At 71.9% G+C, this 22,301-nt stretch carries 25 protein-coding genes and 1 pseudogene; 8 read left to right on the top strand and 18 right to left on the bottom strand.

Features of this window, described 5'->3' with window-relative positions; translation table 11 throughout:
* Positions 1–8: 8 nt before the first annotated feature.
* From glp to AB0I71_RS02005, 3 genes are read right to left on the bottom strand one after another with little or no spacing between them, the layout of a single operon-like run.
* Positions 9–1,322, bottom strand: a complete 1,314-nt coding sequence (gene glp, locus AB0I71_RS02015) for a gephyrin-like molybdotransferase Glp (protein ID WP_357581363.1) — start codon at positions 1,320–1,322, stop codon at positions 9–11.
* The gene (locus tag AB0I71_RS02010) at positions 1,319–2,272 is read right to left on the bottom strand and encodes a UTP--glucose-1-phosphate uridylyltransferase (RefSeq protein ID WP_357581362.1); all 954 of its coding nucleotides are present in this window, start codon (positions 2,270–2,272) and stop codon (positions 1,319–1,321) included. The genes glp and AB0I71_RS02010 overlap by 4 nt, the downstream gene beginning before the upstream one ends.
* A 9-nt stretch (positions 2,273–2,281) precedes the next feature.
* Entirely contained in the window at positions 2,282–4,579 is a 2,298-nt protein-coding gene (locus AB0I71_RS02005; protein ID WP_357581361.1) for a diguanylate cyclase, read from the bottom strand.
* Positions 4,580–4,670: 91 nt separating this feature from the next.
* On the opposite strand from AB0I71_RS02005, the gene AB0I71_RS02000 reads away from it, so the two are divergent.
* Both AB0I71_RS02000 and AB0I71_RS01995 read left to right on the top strand, forming a co-directional pair.
* The gene (locus AB0I71_RS02000; RefSeq protein ID WP_357581360.1) at positions 4,671–5,327 is read left to right on the top strand and encodes a 5-formyltetrahydrofolate cyclo-ligase; all 657 of its coding nucleotides are present in this window, start codon (positions 4,671–4,673) and stop codon (positions 5,325–5,327) included.
* Positions 5,284–5,529: pseudogene (locus AB0I71_RS01995) on the top strand (FmdB family zinc ribbon protein); the annotation flags it as partial. The gene AB0I71_RS02000 and the pseudogene AB0I71_RS01995, both read left to right, overlap by 44 nt.
* Positions 5,530–5,543: 14 nt before the next feature.
* Here the strand turns inward: AB0I71_RS01995 and AB0I71_RS01990 are convergent.
* Entirely contained in the window at positions 5,544–5,756 is a 213-nt protein-coding gene (locus AB0I71_RS01990; protein ID WP_357581627.1) for a hypothetical protein, read from the bottom strand.
* A gap of 167 nt (positions 5,757–5,923) precedes the next feature.
* Positions 5,924–6,097 (bottom strand): hypothetical protein, encoded by a 174-nt coding sequence (locus AB0I71_RS01985; protein WP_357581359.1) that lies wholly within the window; start codon positions 6,095–6,097, stop codon positions 5,924–5,926.
* A gap of 638 nt (positions 6,098–6,735) precedes the next feature.
* On the opposite strand from AB0I71_RS01985, the gene AB0I71_RS01980 reads away from it, so the two are divergent.
* Positions 6,736–6,900, top strand: coding sequence for a hypothetical protein (locus AB0I71_RS01980; protein WP_357581358.1), 165 nt, complete (start codon positions 6,736–6,738; stop codon positions 6,898–6,900).
* Between the two features lie 63 nt (positions 6,901–6,963).
* Here the strand turns inward: AB0I71_RS01980 and AB0I71_RS01975 are convergent, their stop codons facing one another.
* Positions 6,964–7,449 (bottom strand): DUF2231 domain-containing protein, encoded by a 486-nt coding sequence (locus AB0I71_RS01975; protein ID WP_357581615.1) that lies wholly within the window; start codon positions 7,447–7,449, stop codon positions 6,964–6,966.
* A 126-nt stretch (positions 7,450–7,575) separates the two neighbouring features.
* On the opposite strand from AB0I71_RS01975, the gene AB0I71_RS01970 reads away from it, so the two are divergent.
* Positions 7,576–8,451: an oxygenase MpaB family protein gene (locus AB0I71_RS01970; RefSeq protein ID WP_357581357.1), complete on the top strand. Its 876-nt coding sequence runs from the start codon at positions 7,576–7,578 to the stop codon at positions 8,449–8,451.
* A 62-nt stretch (positions 8,452–8,513) separates the two neighbouring features.
* Here AB0I71_RS01970 and AB0I71_RS01965 read toward each other — a convergent pair whose 3' ends face one another.
* The 11 genes from AB0I71_RS01965 to AB0I71_RS01915 all read right to left on the bottom strand — a co-directional run bounded on the left by AB0I71_RS01965 (position 8,514) and on the right by AB0I71_RS01915 (position 17,145).
* Positions 8,514–9,449 (bottom strand): PD-(D/E)XK nuclease family protein, encoded by a 936-nt coding sequence (locus AB0I71_RS01965; RefSeq protein WP_357581356.1) that lies wholly within the window; start codon positions 9,447–9,449, stop codon positions 8,514–8,516.
* 43 nt (positions 9,450–9,492) lie between these two features.
* Positions 9,493–10,107, bottom strand: coding sequence for a MarC family protein (locus AB0I71_RS01960; protein ID WP_357581355.1), 615 nt, complete (start codon positions 10,105–10,107; stop codon positions 9,493–9,495).
* 40 nt (positions 10,108–10,147) lie between these two features.
* Entirely contained in the window at positions 10,148–11,008 is an 861-nt protein-coding gene (locus tag AB0I71_RS01955; RefSeq protein ID WP_357581354.1) for a PHP domain-containing protein, read from the bottom strand.
* 24 nt (positions 11,009–11,032) lie between these two features.
* Complete coding sequence (locus AB0I71_RS01950; protein ID WP_357581353.1) at positions 11,033–12,232, bottom strand: hypothetical protein; 1,200 nt, start codon at positions 12,230–12,232, stop codon at positions 11,033–11,035.
* 56 nt (positions 12,233–12,288) lie between these two features.
* Positions 12,289–13,152, bottom strand: coding sequence for a SigE family RNA polymerase sigma factor (locus AB0I71_RS01945; RefSeq protein ID WP_357581352.1), 864 nt, complete (start codon positions 13,150–13,152; stop codon positions 12,289–12,291).
* A gap of 100 nt (positions 13,153–13,252) precedes the next feature.
* Positions 13,253–14,128 (bottom strand): PH domain-containing protein, encoded by an 876-nt coding sequence (locus AB0I71_RS01940; RefSeq protein ID WP_357581351.1) that lies wholly within the window; start codon positions 14,126–14,128, stop codon positions 13,253–13,255.
* 6 nt (positions 14,129–14,134) lie between these two features.
* The gene (locus AB0I71_RS01935; protein WP_007455302.1) at positions 14,135–14,293 is read right to left on the bottom strand and encodes a hypothetical protein; all 159 of its coding nucleotides are present in this window, start codon (positions 14,291–14,293) and stop codon (positions 14,135–14,137) included.
* Positions 14,294–14,409: 116 nt separating this feature from the next.
* Entirely contained in the window at positions 14,410–15,093 is a 684-nt protein-coding gene (locus AB0I71_RS01930) for a TFIIB-type zinc ribbon-containing protein (RefSeq protein ID WP_357581350.1), read from the bottom strand.
* A 215-nt stretch (positions 15,094–15,308) separates the two neighbouring features.
* Positions 15,309–15,932 (bottom strand): RNA methyltransferase, encoded by a 624-nt coding sequence (locus AB0I71_RS01925; protein WP_357581349.1) that lies wholly within the window; start codon positions 15,930–15,932, stop codon positions 15,309–15,311.
* Positions 15,933–16,012: 80 nt separating this feature from the next.
* Complete coding sequence (locus AB0I71_RS01920) at positions 16,013–16,480, bottom strand: hypothetical protein (RefSeq protein ID WP_357581348.1); 468 nt, start codon at positions 16,478–16,480, stop codon at positions 16,013–16,015.
* A 149-nt stretch (positions 16,481–16,629) separates the two neighbouring features.
* On the bottom strand, positions 16,630–17,145 hold the full coding sequence (locus AB0I71_RS01915; protein WP_357581347.1) for a MaoC family dehydratase: 516 nt from the start codon (positions 17,143–17,145) through the stop codon (positions 16,630–16,632).
* Positions 17,146–17,754: 609 nt separating this feature from the next.
* On the opposite strand from AB0I71_RS01915, the gene trxA reads away from it, so the two are divergent.
* The 3 genes from trxA to AB0I71_RS01900 all read left to right on the top strand — a co-directional run bounded on the left by trxA (position 17,755) and on the right by AB0I71_RS01900 (position 19,606).
* Positions 17,755–18,117 carry a thioredoxin gene (gene trxA / locus AB0I71_RS01910; protein ID WP_357581346.1) on the top strand — a complete coding sequence of 121 codons (363 nt, stop codon included), beginning with the start codon at positions 17,755–17,757 and terminating at the stop codon, positions 18,115–18,117.
* 146 nt (positions 18,118–18,263) lie between these two features.
* Positions 18,264–18,704, top strand: coding sequence for a hypothetical protein (locus AB0I71_RS01905; RefSeq protein ID WP_357581345.1), 441 nt, complete (start codon positions 18,264–18,266; stop codon positions 18,702–18,704).
* The gene (locus tag AB0I71_RS01900; protein WP_357581344.1) at positions 18,701–19,606 is read left to right on the top strand and encodes an MFS transporter permease; all 906 of its coding nucleotides are present in this window, start codon (positions 18,701–18,703) and stop codon (positions 19,604–19,606) included. Before AB0I71_RS01905 ends, AB0I71_RS01900 begins: the two co-directional genes overlap by 4 nt.
* A gap of 58 nt (positions 19,607–19,664) precedes the next feature.
* Here AB0I71_RS01900 and AB0I71_RS01895 read toward each other — a convergent pair whose 3' ends face one another.
* Entirely contained in the window at positions 19,665–20,063 is a 399-nt protein-coding gene (locus AB0I71_RS01895; protein WP_357581343.1) for a DUF393 domain-containing protein, read from the bottom strand.
* Here AB0I71_RS01895 and AB0I71_RS01890 point away from each other — a divergent pair.
* Positions 20,062–22,215, top strand: a complete 2,154-nt coding sequence (locus AB0I71_RS01890) for an intein-containing Rv2578c family radical SAM protein (RefSeq protein ID WP_357581342.1) — start codon at positions 20,062–20,064, stop codon at positions 22,213–22,215. The genes AB0I71_RS01895 and AB0I71_RS01890 overlap by 2 nt on opposite strands.
* The last annotated feature ends 86 nt before the right edge of the window (positions 22,216–22,301 follow it).

The following is a 22,301-nucleotide window of genomic DNA, read 5'->3' as shown; positions in this document are numbered from 1 at the left end:
CCGGTGGGTCACCGGCGGCGGTCCAGCAGCAACACGTCGACGGTGGAGCCGGCGGCGGCGGCGGTCACCCGCTCACCGAGAACGAGAAGTCCGTTCGCCTCTGCCAGGCCGGAGAGCGTGAACGGGCCGCCGTTGAGCGGCTGGACAGTGTAACCCCCGCCACGCCGCTCGGCGACGTGTGCGGGTCGGAACTCGCGCAGCCCGGCCGGCGAGGAGACGGTCTCCAGCAGATGCGCCCGGACGCTGGGACGGAACACCGGCTCCGCGCCGGCCAGCAGGTTGATCGCGGGTCGGGCCAGCACCTCGAAGCCGATCATCGCGGCACCCGGGTCGCCGGGCAGGCAGACCACCGGCACCTCCTCGGCGCCGACGGTGCCGAAGCCGAGGGCGGTACCCGGATAGAGCGCCACGTCGGTGAAGGTGACCGGGCCGGCGCGGCTGCCCTCGCGGCGCGACAGGATCCGGCGGACCATGTCGCCCGGCCCGGTGCCGGTGCCGCCGGTCGTGATGATCAGATCGGCGCGCAGGGTCTGGTCCTCCAGCAGCCCGCGCAGCCCCTCCGGATCGTCGTCACAGATGCCCACCCGGTAGGCGAGCGCCCCCGCCTCCGCCGCCGCGGCCGTCAGGGCGTGCGAGTTGGCGTCCACGACCTGACCGGGCTGGCTGCCCCGGCCCACGTCGACAAGTTCGTCGCCGGTGGCCACGATCACCACCCGAGGACTGGGGCGTACCACCACGTGGCCGATGCCGGTCGCGGCGAGCACCGCCACCAGCGCTGGCGAGACGTAGGTGCCGGAGCGGGCGAGCAGTGCACCCGCGGTCACCTCCTCGCCCGTCCGACGAACCCCGTACCCCCGTTTCGGAACCCGGAAGATCTCCACCGCCGCCATGCCCTGGTCGGTCCATTCCACCGGGACGACCACGTCGGCGCCGATCGGCAGCGGTGCGCCGGCCGCCACCGAGAAACACGAACCCGGGGTGAGTCGGACCGGCCGCCAGCTCGCCGCACCGAGATCACCGACGACGTTGAGCCGTACGGTGCGACCGCCCGGCCGACTGGACTGGGCCGGGACGTACCCCACGCCCCGGCCCCCGCCCGAGATGTCCTCCCAGCGCGCGGCGTACCCGTCCACGGCCGCCTGCTCGAAGGCCGGGAACGAGTGCGGCGCGACGACGTCCTCGGCGAGGACGTTGCCGTACGCCTGGGTGAGGTCGAGGTCGAGCGGAGGCAGCGCGCGCAACCTGCGCAGCACGCTGCCCAGGTAGTCGGCGAGCGGCGTCAACCCGTTTTCGGCCGCCTCGGCGTCGGCCGTCGTGGTCATGTATTCGGACCGCCCGACGCGTCGGAGTTGACGAACTCGGCAAGCCACTTGCGGAACTCGCCACCCAGGTCCTCGCGGTCGGCGGCGATCTGGACCACGGTCTGCAGGTAGCCCAGGGGCATGCCGGTGTCGTAGCGGATGCCGCGGTAGACGATCGCGTGCACAGGTGTGCCCTCGGTGCGCAGGATCTCCATCGCGTCGGTCAGCTGGATCTCCCCGCCGCTGCCGGGCTTCGTCCGGCGGATGGCGTCGAAGATCTTGCCGGGCAGCACGTACCGGCCGAGCACGGCGAGGTTGCTCGGCGCCTCCTCCGGCTTCGGCTTCTCCACCATGCCTGTCACCTTCACGACCTCGCCGATGTCGGTCAGCTCGGCCTCGGCCGGCTCGACGGAGGCGATCCCGTACCGCTTCGTCTCCGCCGGGTCGACCTCGAAGAAGGCGAGCACCACCCCACCCGTACGCGCCTGAAGCTCCAGCATGGCCGGCAGCAGCGGCTCGCTGAGGTTCACGAACTCGTCGCCGAGCAGCACCGCGAAGGGCTCGTCGCCGACGTGGGACTCCGCGTACCCGACGGCGTGCCCGAGGCCCAACTGCTCCGGCTGGCGGCAGGTGTAGATGGACGCCAGTTCCTCGGTCCGCTTCACGGCGGCGAGCAGGTCGGGCTTCTCCGCGAGCCGTTCCTCCAGGTCGGGGCGACGGTCGAAATGGTCCACCATCGACGTCTTGCCCCGGCCGGTGATCAGCAGAACGTCGCCGATGCCGGCCTGGGCGGCTTCCTCGACGATGTACTGCAACACCGGCCGGTCGACGACCGGCAGCAGTTCCTTGGGGACCGCCTTGGTGGCCGGCAGGAACCGGGTGGCCAGGCCGGCGGCCGGGATGACGGCCTTGACGGCACGGGGACGACCGGTGGCGGCGGCCGTTGAGGGGTTCGCTGAGTGCTCCGACATGTCGCGAGACTATCGGCCATGGCCGTACCTCGGCGGGTGAGGACCAGAAGACGCGCCGCCCGCCGGGCCGGTTCTGCCGGTGCCGGTGGTGCCGGCTCCGGCCGGCGACTCGCCGGTGACCGGCACGCCCGACCCGGCGTCCTCGCCAGCCGCCGGGCCGCCGGATGTCGGCACGTCGAGGGCAAGCACCGGGCCGCCGGGTGACGGCACGGCGGGTCCGGCCCGGGGCAGTCCGTCGGCGGGGGTTCGGGCCACCGCCGGCACCGGTACCTCCCGGGTCGGCGACGCCTCCCGGGTCGGTGCCAGCCGCCAGGTGTCCCGGCTGGCGGTCTTCGCGGCATAGAGCGCCTCGTCCGCCGTCGCCAGCACCTGCGGCCCGGTGTCGGCATGGTCGGGAAAGACGGCGATGCCGATGGATACGGTCACCGGGATCAGCTCGCGGACACCGGCGTGCCCCACCACAGTCACCGGGGTGTCGCGGACGGCCGCGCCGAGCCGCTCGGCGACGATCGCCGCGCCTCGGGCGTCGGTCTCCGGCAGCAGCACCACGAACTCCTCGCCGCCCCGGCGGAAGGCCAGGTCGACCTCCCGGATCTCGCCACGTACCCGCCTGGCGAACTCGGCCAGCACGGTGTCCCCGGCCGCGTGCCCGTACGTGTCGTTGACCCGCTTGAAGCGGTCCAGGTCGAGGGCGAGGACGCTCACCATCCGGCCGAACCGGCTGGCCCGTTCCACCTCCCGGCGCAGCGACTCGCGCAGGTACCGGTAGTTCCACAGCCCGGTCAGCGGGTCGGTGAGCGACAGCCGTTGCGCCTCCTCGTGCACCCGCACGTTGTCCACGGCGACCGCCGCGTGCCGGGCGAAGGTGCGCAGGGTTGCCAGGTCGTCGTCGTCGAACTCCTCCCCGCCGAGGCGGTCGTAGAGTGCCAGCACGCCCAGCACCACCTCCGCCGGGCGGCCCGGGGGGACGGCCGCCGAGGCCGCGCCCGGCGCGTCGCCACCTGTCCCGTCGGGGGCTGCGAACGGCACCGCGATGTACGTCCGGCAGCGCGGCTCGTCCGAGGCGACGCTTGTCGGTTCCATCCGACCCCGCCGCGGCTGACCGGTCACCGCGACCGCGCCGACCACCCCGCTGCCCAGCGGCACCCGCAGCGGCTCGGTGCCGGGCCAGCGGTCGTCGAGCCCCACGCTGCACCTGGCGACGAGCCGCTCGCCCTGCTCGGTGAGCAGCACGGCTCCCGCCCGGGCCCCGGTCGCGGCGAGCGCGCTGTGCAGGATCACCCGCAGGATCCGGGGCAGGTCATGGGTGCTGGCCAGGGTGTCGCCGAGCACGGCAAGGTGCCCGCGCAGCTGGTCCCGGCTGCTGGCCAGCGCCGCCAGGTAGCCGCCCGTCTCGCGGGTCATCCGGTTGAAGGCGACGGCCAGCCGACCGATCTCGTCGCTGCTGCGGACCGGCACCCGGGCAGTGAGATCGCCGGTGGCGACCCGGTCCGCCGCACCGGCCAGTTCCACCAGCGGCCGGGTGGTCACCCGGGCCAGCCGCCACGCGACGGCCACGCCCAGCAGGGCGGCCAGCAGCACCACGGCGACCAGCACCGCGTGCAGGCCGGGCGGCTGGTCACTGGGTACCGAGAGCACCAGGGGCAGCGGCTGCCCGACGGTCGGGCCGGCGCGACGCACGTACCGACCGTCGGTGGTGCCGGTGACGCGCTCGTCGCGCAGGGAGGCGGCGGCGGCCAACACCGCGTCCCGACCGTTGCCGGACTCGGTGGTGTGGGCCACCTGGACGGGTGCGGCCCCGTCGAGCAGGGTCACCGCGACCCCGGTCACCGCGGCGAGCCGCGCGACGAAGGCAGGGTCGACCGGCTGGGCGGCGGCGACCGTACCCAGTGCCGAGCCGGCGGCGTCGCGCAACTGCACCCGCACCACCAGGGCGCTCACCGGTCCGCCGGGCGGCTCCGGCGTCGCGCAGTCCCGCCAGGGCGCCGGTGGCGGGTCCGGCGTGGCGTAGCTGACCCGACCGGTCACGTCGGTGACGAGCACCGCGGTGGCCAGGCCCCGGCTGACCACCTGCGCGGCGGTGCCGGCATGGTCAGCGGTGACGGCCACCGCGTCGGCGGCGGCGCGCAGTTGCTGGCAGAGGGCGTCGATCGAGGTACGTACGGCCGTGGCGGCCACCGCCAACCGCTCGGTGGCGCGGCTGCGGTCGACCGCCGCCACGGTGGCGGCGACGAAGACGGCACCGAGCAGGACCGGGCCGAACGCCACCGCCAGGAAGGCTGCGGTCAACCGCCCGCGTAGCGTCAACGCTTCCCCTTCCCCCCGGAAGTTGCGTGACCGTTGCCTGCGATGCTGACACAGAGCGACGGCGAGGCAAGCGTTGCGTGAGGAGTGTTGCGTGCCGGAATTTGCTGAAGGAGCGGAAGTGGCGCATGGCGCGAAGCAGGCCACCCGGGTCGGGCTGCTCGCCCGCCGCCGCGCCCGCACCGAAGCTGAGCGCGCGGCCGCCGCGGCACGCGTCCAGGCCGAGTTGACCTCCCTGGTACGCCGGCTGCGGCCCGCCCGGGTCGCGGCGTACGCCCCGGTCGGCGGGGAGCCGGGTGGCCCGGACCTGCCGGCGGTGCTCGCCGACGCGCTGCCTCCCGGCGCGGACCTGCTGCTGCCGGTGCTCCGCGACGACCTCGACCTGGACTGGGCCGCCTGGGACGGGCCGCAGGCGATGATCGCCGCCGGGCGGGGCATCCGCCAGCCGGCCGGGCCCCGGCTGGGCGTCACCGCGGTCGCCGCCGCCGACCTGGTGGTGGTGCCGGCCCTGGCGGTGGACCATCGGGGCGTCCGCCTGGGTCGCGGCGGCGGGTCGTACGATCGGGCCCTGGCGCGGGTGCCGGCGACGGTCCTCACGGTGGTGCCGCTGTACGACGGTGAGCTGCTGGACGAGTTGCCCGCCGAGCCGCACGACCAGCCGGTACGCGCGGTGGTCACCCCGGCCCTCGGCCTGGTGACCCTCTCGGGTGTCGTGCCCCACACTTCCGCTGGACGAACCGGGGGGCGATGACGCACCATTGGCACTCGAATACGTCGAGTGCCAACCGGCCGTGTCAGATCCGGAGGAGAACGTGCCCACGTACCAGTACGCCTGCACCGCGTGCGGTCACCAGCTCGAGGCGGTGCAGTCCTTCTCTGACGAGCCGCTGACCGACTGCCCGGCGTGCGAGGGACGACTGCGAAAGCTGTTCAACTCGGTAGGCATCGTCTTCAAGGGCTCGGGCTTCTACCGCACCGACTCCCGCTCCTCCGGCTCGGACACCACGTCGAACGGCGCCAGCGGCAAGTCGGAGTCCTCGTCCTCCAGCTCAACCGGGTCGAACTCCTCGTCGACCAGTTCCACCTCGTCCGGTGGTTCCGCCTCGGCCGGCTCCGGCAACGGGTCGTCCGGGGGATCGTCGGGCGGGTCCTCCGGCGGCACGAGCAAGGCACCGGCCACGGCCAGCCCCTCCTGACCGATCGCCCGTGCTGGGGCCACCGGGCCCCGGCACGGCGGGCGCCCAGTCCCGGCGGGGTGGGCGCTCAGTCCCGGCACGGCGGGCGCTCGGTCCCCGTGGGATGGGCGTTCAGTCCGGTGCGGCGGGCGTTCGGCGATGGGGTGGGCGTTCAGTCCCAGTGCGGCGGGCGTTCGGCGAGCAGCCAGTCGTCGTTGCCGCCGGCCCGCTCGCCCCACCCGTTGTCGGTGTCGTCGGCGGTCTGCTCCGGCAGCACCACGAAGTCGTCGGTCAGCTCGACCGCGCGATCGTCATCGCCCCGGCCATCGGGTTCGCGAGTGCTCACGACCGGCAAGACTAACGCAGCTGCGGCGCACTCAATCTCCGAGCAACTTCGGGGACAGTGCTGGGTCTTGTTCGCGAAAGGCAGCACTGTCCCCGAAGTTGTCCGGATCATGACCGGTCCGGGCGCGGCCTGACGGTGCGGTGGTGGGGTGGTTGGTAGCGTCGGACGGCGTGACGATCCCCCGACCCGGTCCGGACCCAGACGATCCGTGGCGCCGGCCCGACTCCGGCGACGGGTCCCCCTCCGGCCCTCCGGCGGAGCGCACCTCGGCACCGGTCGACGCCAGTCAGCCCGCGTCCCCAGACCCGTCCGTATCCAGCACGGCCACCGACACCACCGGGTCCACCGACGCCCCCGACCCTGCCAACCCCACAGGCACCACCGACCCGCTCCACACCCCGGCCCCGAGCGCAGCCTCAGGCCCAAGCGGCGGCCCAGACCCCAGCAGCGGACCAGGCCCGACCGGCGGCCCGGGTCCAAGCAGCCACCCAGGCGCAGGCAGCGGCCCAGGCCCAAGCGGCGGCTTTGGCCCGACCGGCGGACCTGGCTGGATCGCCGGGAACGTCGCGTCAGGCGGGGCGGGCAGCTACAGCGGGCCGCCACCCACCACCGCTCCGCCGCCCGGTTGGCGGCCTCCGGTGCACCTGCAACCGGCACCGCCCCGTCAACTGCCGGCCCAGGACATGATCGCCTTGGACGCGCAGGAACAGCGAGCACAGCGGATCACCTGGGCCGTCGGCGCGATCGCCGGAGCCGTCCTGGTGGTGCTTACCTGTCTGCTCTGCACTCGGCTGCTGTTCTGAGACGGCACCCGAGCCCAGCCGGGCAGCGGCCGTGCACGGACTGACGCAGCGGCCGTGGCCGGCTCACTCGTAAGTGTTGCCCCAGACCATCTCGGCACCTGAGTGACCGCTGAGCCAGACGTAGACGAGGGCGGCGACGCCCAGCCCCAGCACCACGACCGACAACACCGGAGGTACCCAGCCGGGCAGCTTCGGCACCCGGGGGTGGTTGCTGGTGGCGACCAGCAGCAGGATCACCACCAGGCCGAGCGCCAACGTGACGCGGAACAGCACCTCGCCGTGCGCCGCGTGCTCGCTGATCTTGTCAAGGATCTCGCCGGAGAACCCCCGAGCGATCTGCCGGGCCTCCAGCGCCTCGCCGGACCTCGTAGCGACCCATGCGGTGATCGGCGCGACCACCGCCAGGCCGGCCACCGCCCAGTCCAGCCGGGCGCGGAACCGGGGCAGCACGATGTACGCGAGGGCGAGCAGCACCAGCAGCGGCACGAGGACGACGACCGCGTGCACGACCAACACGTGTAGGGGCAGGCCCAGCGCCTTCTCGAACATCGGCACCTCCGAAGGTGATCGTGGATGTCAGCGTACGGGCCCATGCTTGATCCGCCCAACGCCCTGCTGCTCCACACGCATCCCTGACTGCCCGGGTTCAGTCGGCGGGCGTGGCACCCTTGACTTGTGGATACCGTCGACGTCGGCCTGTTCGGTCCCGGTTCGGTCACCTGGAAGCTGCACCAGGAGCCCATCCTGTTCGTCGCCGGCCTGCGTTCGCTCTACCTGCAGGCGCTGCATCCGCGGGCGATGGCCGGAGTGGCGCAGAACAGCAACTACCGTCAGGACGCCTGGGGGCGTCTGATCCGCACCGCCGACTACGTGGGCACCACCGTCTACGGCACCACCGAGGAGGCGGAGCGGGCCGGGCGGCGGCTACGTCGGCTGCACGCCCGGATGACTGCTGTCGACCCGGCCACCGGCGAGCGGTTCCGGATCGACGAGCCGGACCTGCTTCGCTGGGTGCACGTCACCGAGGTGGAATCGTTCCTCGACACCGCACGGCGGGCCGGCGTACCGCTGGATGCCGACGAGGTGGACAGCTACTACACCGAGCAGCGGCGTACCGCCGCCCTCGTCGGACTGGCTCCGGAGACAGTTCCCGGCACCGCCGCCGAGGTGGCCGACTACTACCAGCGGATCCGACCTGAGCTGCGGATGACCCGCGAGGCCGCCGAGACCGCCCTGTTCCTGACCGCCCCACCCCTGCCGTGGAAACTCAGCCTGCCGGCCCGGATCGGGCTGAACCTCGGCCCGCCCCGGTGGGCGTACCTGGGCATCGCCGGTACCGCGTTGGCCCTGCTGCCGCCGTGGGCGCGGCGGCTCTACGGCGGACTCGGCCTGCCGACCACCGCGCTGTCGGCCGATGTGACGGTACGCGCGCTGCGGCTCGCCCTCACCGCCCTGCCCCGTGAGTGGCGGGAAAGCCCCATGCAGCGCGCCGCCAAGGAACGCGCGGCCCAGCTCACCGCCGCCTCCGGCACCGCCGCCGGTGATCGGTGACGCACCACTGGCGCACCGGCGGGGGCAGCACCGACTGACGGCCTGAGGCCGACCCGTCCGGGTCAGTCCTGCTCTGCGGATGGCTCGGCGAAGCGTTCCACGGCAGCCCACGGCTCCTTGCCCGGTGTCGCGGAGCCCGCCGGGCAGCCGCGTCGGTAGTCGCACCAGGCGCAGCGCGGGCCGGGGGCGGTCGGGAAGGCGTCGTCCGGATCAGCACCCTCGGCGACCGACCGTTCGGCGGCCATGATGTCGCGGGCGGTCTCCTCCGCGCGGGTCACCTGCCGCGCCAGCGACTCGACACTGTGCTCGTGCGCGGCGACGGTGCCGCTCGGCAGGTGGTGCAGCTCGACCCGGCGGCACGGCCGGCGGAACACCCGCTCGGCCGCGTACGCGTAGAGCGCCAACGCCTGCGAACCGCGCGCGTCGTCGCCGTCGAGCCCGCTGCGGCCGGTCTTGTAGTCGACGATGACCAGCTCGGGGCCTTGCGGGCCGGGCCGCGCGTCGATCCGGTCGGCACGGCCGTTGAAGGCCAGCACCCCGGTCTTCACCGCGACCACCCGTTCGACCCCGACCGGCTCGTCGGCCGGATCCAGCCCGCCCACGTACGCCTCCAGCCAGCCGAGCGCCCGCCGGTAGGCCTCGCGTTCCTGCTCGTCGTCGCGGTAGCCCTCACGGACCCAGGTGCCCTTGAGCAGGGTGGGCAGCACCTCCGGGCGACGTCGGTCGGCGGGCAGCGCATACCAGTTCTTCAGAGCGGTGTGCACGCTGGCACCGAGCGAGTTGTGCGCCCAGGGTGGGCCCTTCGGCGGCGCCGGACGGTCGACGTAGGAGTAGCGGTAGCGCCGTGGACAGTCGGCGTACGTGCCGAGTCGGCTCGGTGTGCAGACGAACAGCCGCTCCGGCATGCCCTCGAAGCCGAGCTGCTCGGGCTGCGCGTCACGGGGCCGGGGCGGGCGGCCTCCGGCGGCGGGTCGTCCGGCTGGGGAGGCTCGTCGCACCACCTGATCCTGCCATCCACCCCCGACAGAACGGGCAGGCCGGTCAGCCGGCGCCGTTGTACTGGGCCACGAACGCCGCGATCGCATCCGCGATGAGCTGTACGGCGATCGCCGCCAACAGCAGGCCGGCGATCCGGGTGAGCACCTCGATCCCGCCCGGACGCAGGACCTTCACGATGCCGCCGGAGAACCGCAGCACGATCCAGACGGTGAGCATCACCGCGACGATGGCGGCGGCTATCGCGGAGAAGTCGGCCGGCCCGTCGGCCCGCTGCACGAAGAGCATGGTCGCCACGATCGCGCCGGGCCCAGCCAGCAGCGGCGTGCCCAGCGGCACCAGGGCGATGTTGGCGGTGGCCTGTTTGGTCGGGTCGTCGGTCTTGCCGGTGAGCAGTTCCAGTGCGACCAGGATCAGCAGCAGCCCACCGGCCGCCTGCAACGCCGGCAGGTCTACGTGCAGGTAGGCGAGCAGGGTCTGACCCGCCACCGCGAAGATCACGATGACGCCCAGCGCCAGCGCGACGGCCTGCCAGGCGGCCCGGTTACGCTCCCGCGCGGACAGCGGGCCGGTCAACGCCAGGAAGATCGGCATCATGCCGGGCGGGTCGACGATCACCAGGAGGGTCACGAAGACCTCGCCGAAGAGCTTGAGATCCACCCGGTCACCGTAGTCGTGGCCAGCGGCGTCGAAACCCAGGTCAGCCCGAAGCGACAGCGGTCACCCCGGAGGCGGCGGCGACGATCCCTTCGTACGCGTCGACGCTTGTGGTGAAGGCACCCAGCTGCACCGTCTTGTGGCTGCCGTGGAAGTCCGACGAGCCGGTCACCAGCAGGCCCAGCTCGGCGGCGAGACCGCGTACGTGGGCCCGCTCGGCGGGCGAATGGTCCTCGTGGTCGGCCTCCAGGCCGACCAGCCCCGCCGCGGCCAGCTCGGCGATCAGCTCGTCCGGCACGATCCGGCCGCGTCGACTGGCCCGGGGATGAGCGAACACCGCCACGCCGCCGGCCGCCCGGATCAGCCGTACGGCCCGAAACACGTCGATGTCCTCCTTGGGCAGCCGGTACCGCTCCCCCAGCCAGTCCGGCCCGAAGGCCTCGCTGGTGGTGGCGACCAGACCGGCGCGGATGAGCGCCTGGGCGATGTGCGGCCGGCCCACCGTCCCGCCGCCGGCCTGGGCCAGGATCTGTGGCCAGTTCACGTCGATGCCGTCGGCCCGGAGCAGGTCCACAATCCGTTCTCCCCGAGCCAACCGCGCTGCCCGCACCCGGGTCAGCTCGGCGACCAGTGCCGGGTGCTCCGGATCGAAGAGGTACGCCAGCAGGTGCAGCGGCACCGGGGGCTGCTCGCCGTCCCAGCGGCAGGAGAGTTCCGCGCCACGGACCAGTCGCAGCCCGGGCGGCAGGGCACGCAGCGCCGGCCCCCAACCGTCGGTGGTGTCGTGGTCCGTGATCGCCACGACGTCCAGTCCCGCCGCTGCGGCGGCGCGGACCAGCTCGGCCGGGTCGAGAGTGCCGTCGCTGGCCGTGGAATGCGTGTGCAGGTCGATCCGGACGGTCATCGCCCGTCGTCACCGGGTGCCGGGTCAGCCACCGCTCACCACCACCGGCTGCTCACCGGCGGGGAGGCCGGGCAGGGCGGTAGGGGCGGCGGGACGGCCCGCGGCCACCTGGTCGACGGCCACCCGCACCAGGCCGCCGGTGGCATCGGCGTAGTAGGCCGTGTCGGGCGAATTCCAGACCACCGTGCCGGTCATCGCCGGTCCGGCCGGGAGCCCGGTGAACGTGTCGAGCTTCGCCAGGTCCACCAGCAGCGCCGAGTCCTCACCCGCCGCCCGCCCGTTGACCAGCAGCCAGCGCCCGTCCGGTGACACCGCGCCCCGGCCGTCGCCGGGCAACTCCGGCCCGCATTCCGGCCCGGTTGGTGCGAGATCCCGGGCCGGGTCGAGCAACGTCAGGCAGGCGGGGAGCCCGGTACCCGGGGTGATCCCACCGACCAGGCGTCCGTCGGGCAGCGCACCGAAGATGTGCGTACTGGCCCGGTCAGCACCCCGGTCCACCGGGCCGGGCCGCAGCGACCACAGCACATGCCCGGGGCGGCCGGGCGCCAGTCTGACCAGTACGGCACCGTTGACGAACCGCAGCGGCACCGCCTCGGCCGGTGCCTCGGCCCGCACGGTGGAGGCGAGTTCACCGTTGACGATCCCGGCGGCGGCCAGCACGGTGCCCTGTTTCCAGGCGACCTGCCGGCCGTCTCCGTCCAGAACGATCTCGTCGGCACCGGCCAGCAGCACCTGCGCGGTGCCGTCCGCGGCGACCGCCCACAGGAAGCGCCCGGCCAGGGTCGGTTCCCCGACGGCCAACCAGCCACGGCCGTCGGTGAGTCGGTGTGCCCGCTCCACGTCGCCGGTGCCGAGCAGCGGCACCCGTCGGCCCTGCGCGGTGGCGATCGCGCCGTCCATCAGCAGGTCGACCTCGGCGAGCGGGGTCGCGGTGTCCGGCCCGGGTGGCGGGATGGTGCGCTCGACCAGCGGCGGCCGATCCGGGTCGCCGATCACCACGGTGCCGCCCGTCGGTGGCCGGTCGTCGCGCAGGTGCAGACTGCCCGCACTGACCGCCACGATCAACACCACGGCCAGGCCCATCCCCGCCGCCGCGCGGCGGCGTTGAATTCGGTTGGCTCGGCGGATCGCCGCACCGGCCGGGTCAGCGGCGACCGCACGCGGTACGGCCGCCCGCCGGGACAACATCTCCCGTAGGGCACCTTCCAGCTCGTTGGGTGGCACGTCCAATGAACGATCCGGGAACCGGCTCTGGTTGTCATGAGCTGGTGGTTTCCGGTTCACCGTCGCTCTCCGACCAGCGCGGCGCCCGGCTGCGCCGCCGACCCGGGCGCCGTCGCCGGGTCGTCACGTCCGCCGGTCCCCGCCGGGGTGGGCGCGCCGAGCGAGGAGACCGCGTCGCGGGAGGCCGTCGCACCGCCGGGACCGGCTCCACGGGCCGGGACGATCCCGCCGGTGGGAGTTGCCTCCTGCCGGCGCTGGGCTGCCCTGCCCGACCGGTCGCTGCCCTCCGGTTGAGAACGTCCGCTCCCGCTCCGGCTCGCCGACTGATCGACCCGCTCCACCTGCCCGGTCGGTTGTGCGGCCGGCGCCGACCTTCCGGTCGTCTGCTCGGCCGGCTCCGACCTACCGACGCGCAGGCCGAAGGTGTCCTCCGCGCCGATCCGTCGGCGCAGCGTGGCCAGAGCCCGGGAGGTCTGACTCTTCACGGTGCCGGGCGAGATCTCGAGCACGGCGGCGGTCTGCGCCTCCGACATGTCCTCGTAGAAGCGCAGCACCAGCACCGCGCGCTGCCGGGCGGGCAGTGCGCGCAGGTGTCGCCAGAGCACGTCCCGGTCCAACTGGCGTTCGATCTCGTCGACAGCTGCATGTTCGGGCAGCACCTCGGTCGGACGCTCGCCGTGCCAGCGACGCCGCCACCAGCTCGTCGAAGTGTTGACCATGACGCGTCGCGCGTAGGGCTCGATCGCCTCGATCCCGCCCAGCCGCTTCCACGCCAGGTACGTCTTGGTCAGCGCGGTCTGGAGAAGATCCTCCGCCGTGCCCCAGTCCCCGGTGAGCAGGTACGCGGTCCGCAGCAGCGCGCCGGAGCGGGCCGCGACGAAGTCGCGGAACTCCTCTTCCAGCGGATTGCTGCTGGCCACACGCCACCTCCGTGCCTGCTCCTGCCGCAGCCTGCCACAGCGTGAGTAGCGGGTCGAGGACGAAAGGTGCGCAACATCTCCGATGTTCGGTCAAAAAGTTTCAGGCCCCGTCGTCGGCCTTGGCCTCGTCCTGCTCCTTGCCCAACCGCGCCTCGACCGCCTGCGGCTCGTACATCTCCTCAACGACGCGTAGATAGAGCTCGTTGGGGTTGGGCAGGTTCTTGACCTCGCGTAGCGCCTGCTCCTGGCCGGCGGACTCCAGCACGAAGGTGCCGTAGTTGAGCGCCCGGCCCGCCGGCGTCTGTTCGTACTTCATATCGGTCACCCGGACCAGGGGCATCATCGCCACCCGCCGGGTGATGATCCCGTTGACCACCATGACCCGCTTGTTGGTCAGGATGAACCGGTCGTACCACCAGTCGGCGACCCGCCACGCCACCCAGCCCATCACCGCGAACCAGAGCAGCACCGCGATCGTGGTGAGCGCGCCGACGTCCTGACCGGCGAGGAAGCCGGAGAGGTAGCCGAGCACGAAGGTGGCGGCGACGCCGACGATGATCGGGGTGACGAGGTGGACCCAGTGCCGCTTCCACTCGCCCCGGTACCGCTCGGTCGGGAACAGATACCGGGCGACCAGCGAGCTGGGTTCGTCCTCCAGCGGCAGCACCCGGCGAGGGGTGGCACCGCTGGCATCTGCCCGCAGGCCGGCCAGCTCCTCCTCGGAGATCTCCGGGGGCAGGTAACCGGCCTCCGGATCACGCACCCAGGCCCGACCCGACCGGCCTTCGCCGGCGTACCCCGGACCGTCGCCGTAGCCGGCGTCGTCGGAGAAGGACGGACCGTCGGAGAGGCGAGCGCCGGAGCCGTAGCCCGGCCCATCGTCGGGATCGATTCGAGGGATCGGCTCTGTGTCGCGTTCCCGGCGGGCCCGGTCGGGATCGTCGGGATCGAAGGGTGGGCCGGAGGGGCTTCCCATCGGAGGCTAGGCGACCAGTGAGGTGAAGAAGTCGCCGAAGCCCTGGGCGATGTCCATGATGCCGCCACCCAACGACTTGAACACATCCGCCGCAGAATTTGGCCGGTAGGCGACGAAGAAGATCAAGAATGCGATTCCGGCCCAGGTGAGGACCTTCTTGACCATGGCGGGCCATCCTCTCGCGCGGCGCCGGGTCCCATTACCGCAGCGGCACCCAGAGTATCAGCGTGGTGTCTTACCGTGAATATCTGCGTCCGTTCTCCGACATTCCGGGAGACTTGTCAAGCCTTCCCGTGCAGATACGGAGATGGGGCGCCGTACACGAGCTCGGGTGGCGTCCACTCGACCAGGTCGTGCAGCAGCACGTCCTCCGCGAGCAGATGCCCCGCACTCGCCGGCCAGGCTATCGCATAGAGCCACATTCCCCGAGCCTCGCCGGCGTACGCGCTTCGATCCGGTAGCGAGTTCACCAGCCACAGTGGAGTAGGGTGACCGGCCACCCTGATCCCGGCGCGTCCGACATGGCCGGGATGCCCCGGACCCGGGTCGGTCAGCGCCTCGGCCAGCTCCGGTCCGGCGTCCGGGCCAGGCACCCCGGCGTATCGCGTCCCCAGGCCCACGCCGGGCTCCTCGGCCACGAAGACCAGGTCCGCCGGCCCACCGCCCAACGGCGCGGGGCCTGCGCAGGCGACCGCCGTGGCGCGTACCCCGAGCCGATCGTCACCGGCCCACGCCACGCCGGTCGTGGTCCAACCCGGAGGCAGCGGCCACGGGCACCACAGCGGAACCGCAGGTTGCTGCGGCTGTGCGGTGGCCTGGATGTGACCGACCACGCTTGCCACGATCTCTGCGCCGATGTGCTCGGGCACGTGCAGGGGGGCGACCGGGCCGCAGTCGGGGCAGCGGGATTCCGCGTGCATGAGGTCCGGCGGCCGGACCGACCCACCGCATCTGGGACAACTCACCGCAACCGTCACCACTCCACCGTCACCCCGTGGCCGTCCCCCGTCAAGCCGAGCCGCCTCATTCACCCACCCGTCTTCCCGCAACCCCCGACCAGCCCCGGGCCGATCATGAGGTTGCCGCACGTCCGCCCGGGCGTGTCGCGGCGACAACTTCATGATCAACGGAGGTCCGTCGAGGTGGGGCGCGGGGCCGGGTGGGGCGGGGCGGGGTGGGTTCAGGTGGGGGGTGGGGCGGCGTGGGTGCGGATCCATGCGTGCATGGCGATTCCGCTCGCCACCCCCGCGTTGATCGAGCGGGTCGAGCCGTACTGGGCGATGGAGAAGATCTGGTCGCACGCGGAATGCGCCGCCTCGGACAGCCCTGGACCCTCCTGACCGAACAGCAGGACACACCGCTGCGGCAGCGTGGCGGTCTCCAGCGGCCGACAGCCGGGCAGGTTGTCGATTCCGACAAGCGGCAGGTCGTTCTCCGCCGCCCAGGCGACCAACTGGTCGATCGTCTCGTGATGGCGTACGTGCTGGTAGCGGTCGGTCACCATGGCGCCACGCCGGTTCCAGCGCCGCCGGCCCACGATGTGCACCTCGGCCGCGAGGAACGCGTTGGCGTTGCGGACCACCGTGCCGATGTTGAGATCGTGCTGCCAGTTCTCGATCGCCACGTGGAAGCCGTGCCGCCGCCGGTCCAGGTCGGCGACGATCTCCTCGCGCCGCCAGTAGCGATAGCGGTCGACCACGTTGCGCCGATCCCCGGCAGTGAGCAGCTCCGGGTCGTAGCGGGGATCATCCGGCAGGTCCCCGGGCCAGGGCCCCACGCCGACTTCGAGCTGCTCACCGGTCACGGTCACGCAGGTTACGCTCCGCCGCCCGTCACCCGGCTACCCGCCACCACGTCCGGCGACGACGGGGGAGAGCGCGGCGGTCAGCACAGGGCGAGCGCGTCACCGAGCCGGTCGAGGAGACGGCGGTCGACGGGCGCCAGCACGCCGCCGGGCACTGTCGAGGAGGCGGTACGACAGACACGGGCGGCCACCGACTGCACCCACTGCCGGTAGGCCGCCGAGTCGGCGGGGTCGGCATGGCGATCGAGTACCCGCACCACGGCCCGGCAGGCGGCGAGCACGTCCACCAGGTCGGTGAGCTGGGCAGCGGGCGGGGATGCGCCGTCGTGCCGGGCGTAGATCGCGGCCACCACCGCCCGGACCAGATCACTGTCGAAGGCTCGCCCGGCCGCCACCGCGTCCAACCCGGCCAGGCCCGCCGCCACGCTGCGGTGCGGACGCCCCGGACCGGGCTGGGCAGCCGCCACGATCACCCGCCCGGGCAGACTCGTGAGCAGGTCCCACTCCGTGGCGGAATAGGCGGTGGCGGTGGTGATTCGCTCGCTCATGGCGGGACCTCCGGCGCCAGCATATGCGCCCGGACCCGGGACCGAACCCCTCCGGTGGGAACCCGCCACGGCGCGCCGCCGTGACCCCGCCGGCTGCGGCCGACCGGGGCGCGGCGAGCCCGCCCGGTGGCGGGGAAGGGCGTACGCGGTCAGCGGGGTTCGGGGAAGCTGGGCCGTTCAGGGTCGACGCCGTCGGGTACCGCTGCCGCCGCGTACTCCCGCTTGGGGACCATCACCTTGCGCCGGAATACGCAGACCAGCGTGCCGTCCTGGTTGTAGCCGCGGGTCTCCACCGCGACCACCCCCCGATCCGGCTTGGAGCCGGACTCCCGCTTGTCCAGCACCGTGGTTTCGCCGTAGATCGTGTCCCCGTGGAAGGTGGGTGCGACGTGCCGCAGCGACTCGATCTCCAGGTTCGCGATGGCCTTGCCGCTGACGTCCGGCACCGACATGCCGAGCAGGAGCGAGTAGATGTAGTTGCCGACCACGACGTTGCGCTTGAACTGACTTGCCGTCTCGGCGTAGTGCGCGTCCATGTGCAGCGGATGGTGGTTCATGGTGAGCAGGCAGAACAGGTGGTCGTCGTACTCGGTGACCGTCTTGCCCGGCCAGTGCCGGTAGACCGCGCCGACCTCGAACTCCTCGTAGTAGCGGCCGAACTGCATCCTGGTCCCCTTCGACGGAGGCGACGGAGTTCGGCACAGCATGCCTTATCGAGGGTTAAGGCGAGTCGCGGGGCGCGGCGGGCGTCGAAATGTCACACCACCCAGCGCCGCGAGGTCTGTCGATCAGCAGGTGAGCGGCGATCGGGTGCGGTGCCGGCGGCTGTCGACCGAGGCCGGACGCAATGAGCGGCGGGGCCCTCCCCGGCACCCGCCGCCCACGCTCTGATGCTTCAAGATTCTGCCGTACACCCGTCCGGTCGCACAGAGACCGAGGTCACATTTATCTTTTTGTTACATTACTCTAAGTGACTGATCATCGGTCAAAAGGCGATCTCTGCAGGTCGAGTCACTGCTAGTCAGAGCCAAAGTTACTGTGTCGTACCCGGTCAGGGCGTTGATCTCGCTGGAAACGCTCCCATCACGGGCCGTCACGCAAATGCGACATGCATGTGCGATCTGCGGACACCCCCAAAGACCGACCGCGATCGATGCGGACAAAGGCCCCACCCGGACTGCGACCAGGGTTACGGTGGCACCACGGCGGGAATGCGATGGGGTACGCCCGAGTTCCACCAGACGTAGCTGTTCCGCGTGATCGGAGAAACTCACATGGCAACCGTCGAGCTGACCACGGCTAACTTCGACCAGGTGACCGAGGCAAGCGGCATCGTGTTGGTTGACTTCTGGGCCGACTGGTGCGGTCCCTGCAAGCGGTTCGCTCCGGTCTACGAGCGATCGTCCGAGAAGCATGCGGACATCACCTTCGGCAAGGTGGACACGGAGGCGCAGCAGGAACTCGCCGCCAAGTTCGACATCCGGTCCATCCCGACCATCATGGCGATCCGCGACGGCGTGATCGTCTTCGCTCAGCCGGGTGCGCTGCCGGAGTCGGCCCTGGAGAACCTCATCGAGCAGGTTCAGGCGCTCGACATGGAAGACGTGCGTAAGAAGCTCGCCGAACACAAGCACTGACCTCACCCAGACACGATGGCCGGGCCCGATGCGGGCCCGGCCATCGACGTCCGCACTGCCACCGGGGCGCCGGCCCGTCACAGCTGGGACACGGCAGGCCGAGCCGGCCACTCCGACGAGCGCCGGTGCCGTATCTTCGGCACGCGATGGATGCGTTGACGAGCCGCGGCCGCACGGTCCGGGTGGCGGTGACGGCACTCGGCCTCGCCGTCCTGCTCACCGGCACGATCTGGGGCGCGGACGACCACTTCCCGTTCGGTCCCTTCCGGATGTACTCCACCTCCGATCCGGCCGACGCGGACGCCCCGGACACCCGGGTGGAAGGGGTCGATCTCAGCGGCAACCTCGTCGACCTGGGCGAGGCTGCGACAGGCATCCGCCGGGCCGAGATCGAAGGCCAGCAGAGCCGGTACGTCGACGACCCCAGCCGGCTACGCGAGGTCGCCGAAGCGTACGGCCGACGCCATCCCGACGCACCCGAGCTGGCCGAGGTCCGGATCGTGATCCGGTGGCACGACATCACCGACCGTCGGCCGACCGGCCGCTGGGTCGACGAGACAGTGGTCAGCTGGCAGGTCACCCGATGAGTCGCTGGCTCACCGAAGCGGTCCCCCGCGGTCGCGTCGCCGCGTTCCGCACGCTCGTCTACCTCTTCGTCGCCGCCGACCTGGTCGTCTTCACCCCGTGGGTACGCGACCGCGTCGACGTACCCGGCAACCTCTACCAACCGCTGTTCATCGGGCGCGTGCTGCCGCTGCCCACCCCCACCGCGACGCTGGTGAGCGTTATCTTCTGGGCCCTGCTGGTGCTGGCCCTGCTCGCCGCGACCGGACGGGCTCCCCGGCTGCTCGGCTGGACGGTCTTCGCGCTCTACCTGGAGTGGATGATCATCGCGATGAGCTACGGCAAGGTGGACCACGACCGGTTCGCCCTGCTCGTCGCGCTGGCCGTGCTGCCTACCGCGGGCCGGGCCCGGCACGGTGACCTGACCCGGACGGAAGCCGGCGGCTGGGCGCTGCGGGTCACCCAGATCTCGGTGATCTGCACATACTTTCTGGCCGCCTGGGCGAAGTTCCGCTTCGGCGGCCTGGACTGGGCGACCGGCTCGGTGCTCGCCAAAGCGATCATCCGACGCGGCACCGACCTGGCCGACCTGATCGCGCAGGTGCCCCATCTGCTGCTCGTCGCCCAGTTCGGCATCCTCGCCTTCGAACTGCTCAGCCCCCTGGTCTTCGTGCTGCCCGAACGCTGGCGGCTTGCCATGGTCGGCTTCTTCTACTCGTTCCACCTGGTGACGATCTCGACCATCACCATCTCGTTCGCACCGCACCTGGTCGCCATGACCAGCTTCCTGCCGCTGGAGAAGGTCCGCCCGGTGATCGCGCTGCGGCGGCTACTGGCCCGCAGGTCCACGATCGACAAGCGAAGGCTCAACCCGGACCCACTGCCGGCCGACACCCCGCCGGTGCCGGACCCGGCAGCGCCCTGACCGGCCCACGATCCCGTACGCCGTACGACCCGGAGCGGGCAGGCGTCCGGGCGAGGTGTCAGCCGGCGGAGGGGCCGTAGAGGCGGTCCCGGGTCTCCTGGGGCAGCGAGCAGGCGGCCGTACCGCCCGGCATCCGATGCCGGTTGCGGGCCACCCAGCGGTACGCGGGCCAGGCGACGGCGCGTACCGGCGGGATCCGTAGCCCGGCTCCGGCGATCCGCCACCCACGGCCGCTGCTGGCGAGCAGCGCGGCGATGGCGTCCGGGCCCGCGGCCCGGCTGCCGTCGGCGCCGACCCACTGCACCGCCTCCTCGCACTCCGCCTCGGTCAGGCCGAGCTGGTCGAGGTCGGCGAACTGCCAGGGAATCACGCGGGCACCGGTCGGGATGCGACGCTCGATGAACTCCGCGCAGCTCGTGCAGAAGGCGCAGTCCCCGTCGTAGACGAAGGTCGACATGCCTTCATCCTCCCCCTACGCCGGTCGGCCCACACGCGGGTGTCCGGCGAGTCACTTGCACGCCACTAGGACATGTGTTCGAATACTGGCCATGCGCTGGGAGAACCTGACCGCTCCCCCGGTCGAGGGAATTCCCGGACGGGCAGCGCCAGCGACGCCACCCCTGCCGCTGGCGCTGCCCGAGGCGGTCGTCCGCACCTTCGACACCCCCGACTTCGCCGGCATGACCTTCTACGAGATACACGCCAAGTCGATCCTCAACAAGGTCCCGGGCACCTCTCGCGTCCCGTTCGAGTGGACCGTCAACCCGTACCGGGGATGCAGTCACGCATGTTCGTACTGCCTGTCTGGGGACACTCCGGTCCTGATGGCCGACGGAGGCGTCAGGGCGTTACGCGATCTGGAGGTGGGCGACCGCATCTACGGGACAGAACGGCGGGGTGCTTACCGCCGCTACGTGGTAACCACCGTTCTGGCCAAGTGGTCGACGATGAAGCCGGCCTACCGGCTCACGCTCGAAGACGGCACGACATTTGTCGCGAGCGGTGACCATCGCTTCCTCACCGAACGGGGTTGGAAGCACGTCACGGCCGCCATGCACGGCGACGGCCAGCGCCCCTACCTGACCACGAACAACCGCCTGATCGGCACAGGGCGATTCGCAACCGGACCGAAGGAGAACGACGCCTACCGAAAGGGCTATCTCAGCGGCATGATTCGCGGCGACGGCAACCTCGGCACCTACGTCTACCCGTACGGCGTCGTGCACAGGTTCCGGCTCGCGCTGGCCGACGAGGAGGCGCTGCACCGCACCCAGCACTATCTGCGGGCGTTCGGAGTGGAGACGACACGGTTCTCCTCCACACCGGCCAGTTCGAATCGCCGGCCGATGGAAGCCATCCGCTCCTCCAGGAAGGCCGACGTCAACGCCGTCCGGACGCTCATCACGTGGCCCACGCAACCCGACGACGACTGGTACCGAGGTTTCCTCGCTGGCATTTTCGACGCTGAAGGAAGTTGCAGCCAGGGAGTCCTGCGGATCTCCAGTGCCGACGATGCCGTCCTGACCCGGACAGCGGACGCGTTACGTCACTTCGGCCTCTCCGCCACCCGCGAGGATCTTGGGCGGGCCAACCGGGTCCGCACCCTGCGGGTGACAGGTGGCCTCGCGGAACGGCTGCGCTTCTTCCACCTGACCGACCCCGCCATCACCCGCAAACGTTCGATCGAGGGGGCTGCGGTGAAGTGCCGGGCCAGACTGCGGGTCACCGAGATCGAATCTCTCGGGTTGGAGCTTCCGCTGTGGGACATCACCACGGGCACCGGTGACTTCATCGCCGACGGGGTGGTGAGCCACAACTGCTTCGCCCGCAACACCCACACCTACCTCGACTTCGACGCGGGGGCGGACTTCGACAGCCGGGTGGTCGTCAAGGTCAACGCGGGTGAGCTGCTGCGCCGTGAGCTGGCCGCGCCGCGCTGGCGCGGTGCGCACGTGGCGATGGGCACCAACGTCGACTGCTACCAGCGGGCCGAAGGGCGTTACCGGCTCATGCCGCCGATCATCGAGGCGCTACGCGACTTCGCCAACCCGTTCTCGATTCTGACCAAGGGCACGCTGATCCAGCGTGACCTGCCGCTGCTGCGGCAGGCGGCCGAGGTCGCCCGGGTGGGCGTCTCCTTCTCGGTCGGCTTCCTCGACGAGCAACTGTGGCGCTCGGTCGAGGCGGGCACACCGAGCCCGCGCCGCAGGCTCGACGCGGTACGCCGGTTCGCAGACGCCGGCTTCGAGGTGGGCGTACTGATGGCGCCGATCCTGCCCGGCCTCTCCGACTCGGACGAGTCCATCGAGGCCACCGTGGCGGCGATCGCCGCCGCGGGTGCCGCCAGCGTGACGCCGCTTGCGCTGCACCTGCGCCCCGGCGCCCGCGAGTGGTACGCCCGGTGGCTCGGGCGGGAACACCCGCAGCTGGTTCCGCGCTACCGGGAGCTGTTCCGGGCGGGCGCGTACGCGCCGCAGTCCTACCAGCGGGAGCTGACCGCCCGGGTCCGCATCGCCGCCCGCCGTCACGGCCTGGTCCGGTCCGAGGCCGGCGAGCACCGCAACGCGCCACAGCCCGCACCCGCACCGGAGCAGCTGAGCCTGCTCTGAACGGCGGCGGGTGAGGCTGAGCCCACCGCAGCAGCCACCGGCGAGTCCTACGGAAGGTCGATCAGGGGCGGCCTGACGGCGACCCG

Source organism: Micromonospora sp. NPDC049891 (genome assembly GCF_040660295.1).
Taxonomy (GTDB): Bacteria; Actinomycetota; Actinomycetes; order Mycobacteriales; family Micromonosporaceae; genus Micromonospora.
The sequence above is the reverse complement of the archived record's forward strand: the minus strand, read 5'-3'. Positions and strand labels throughout refer to the sequence as shown.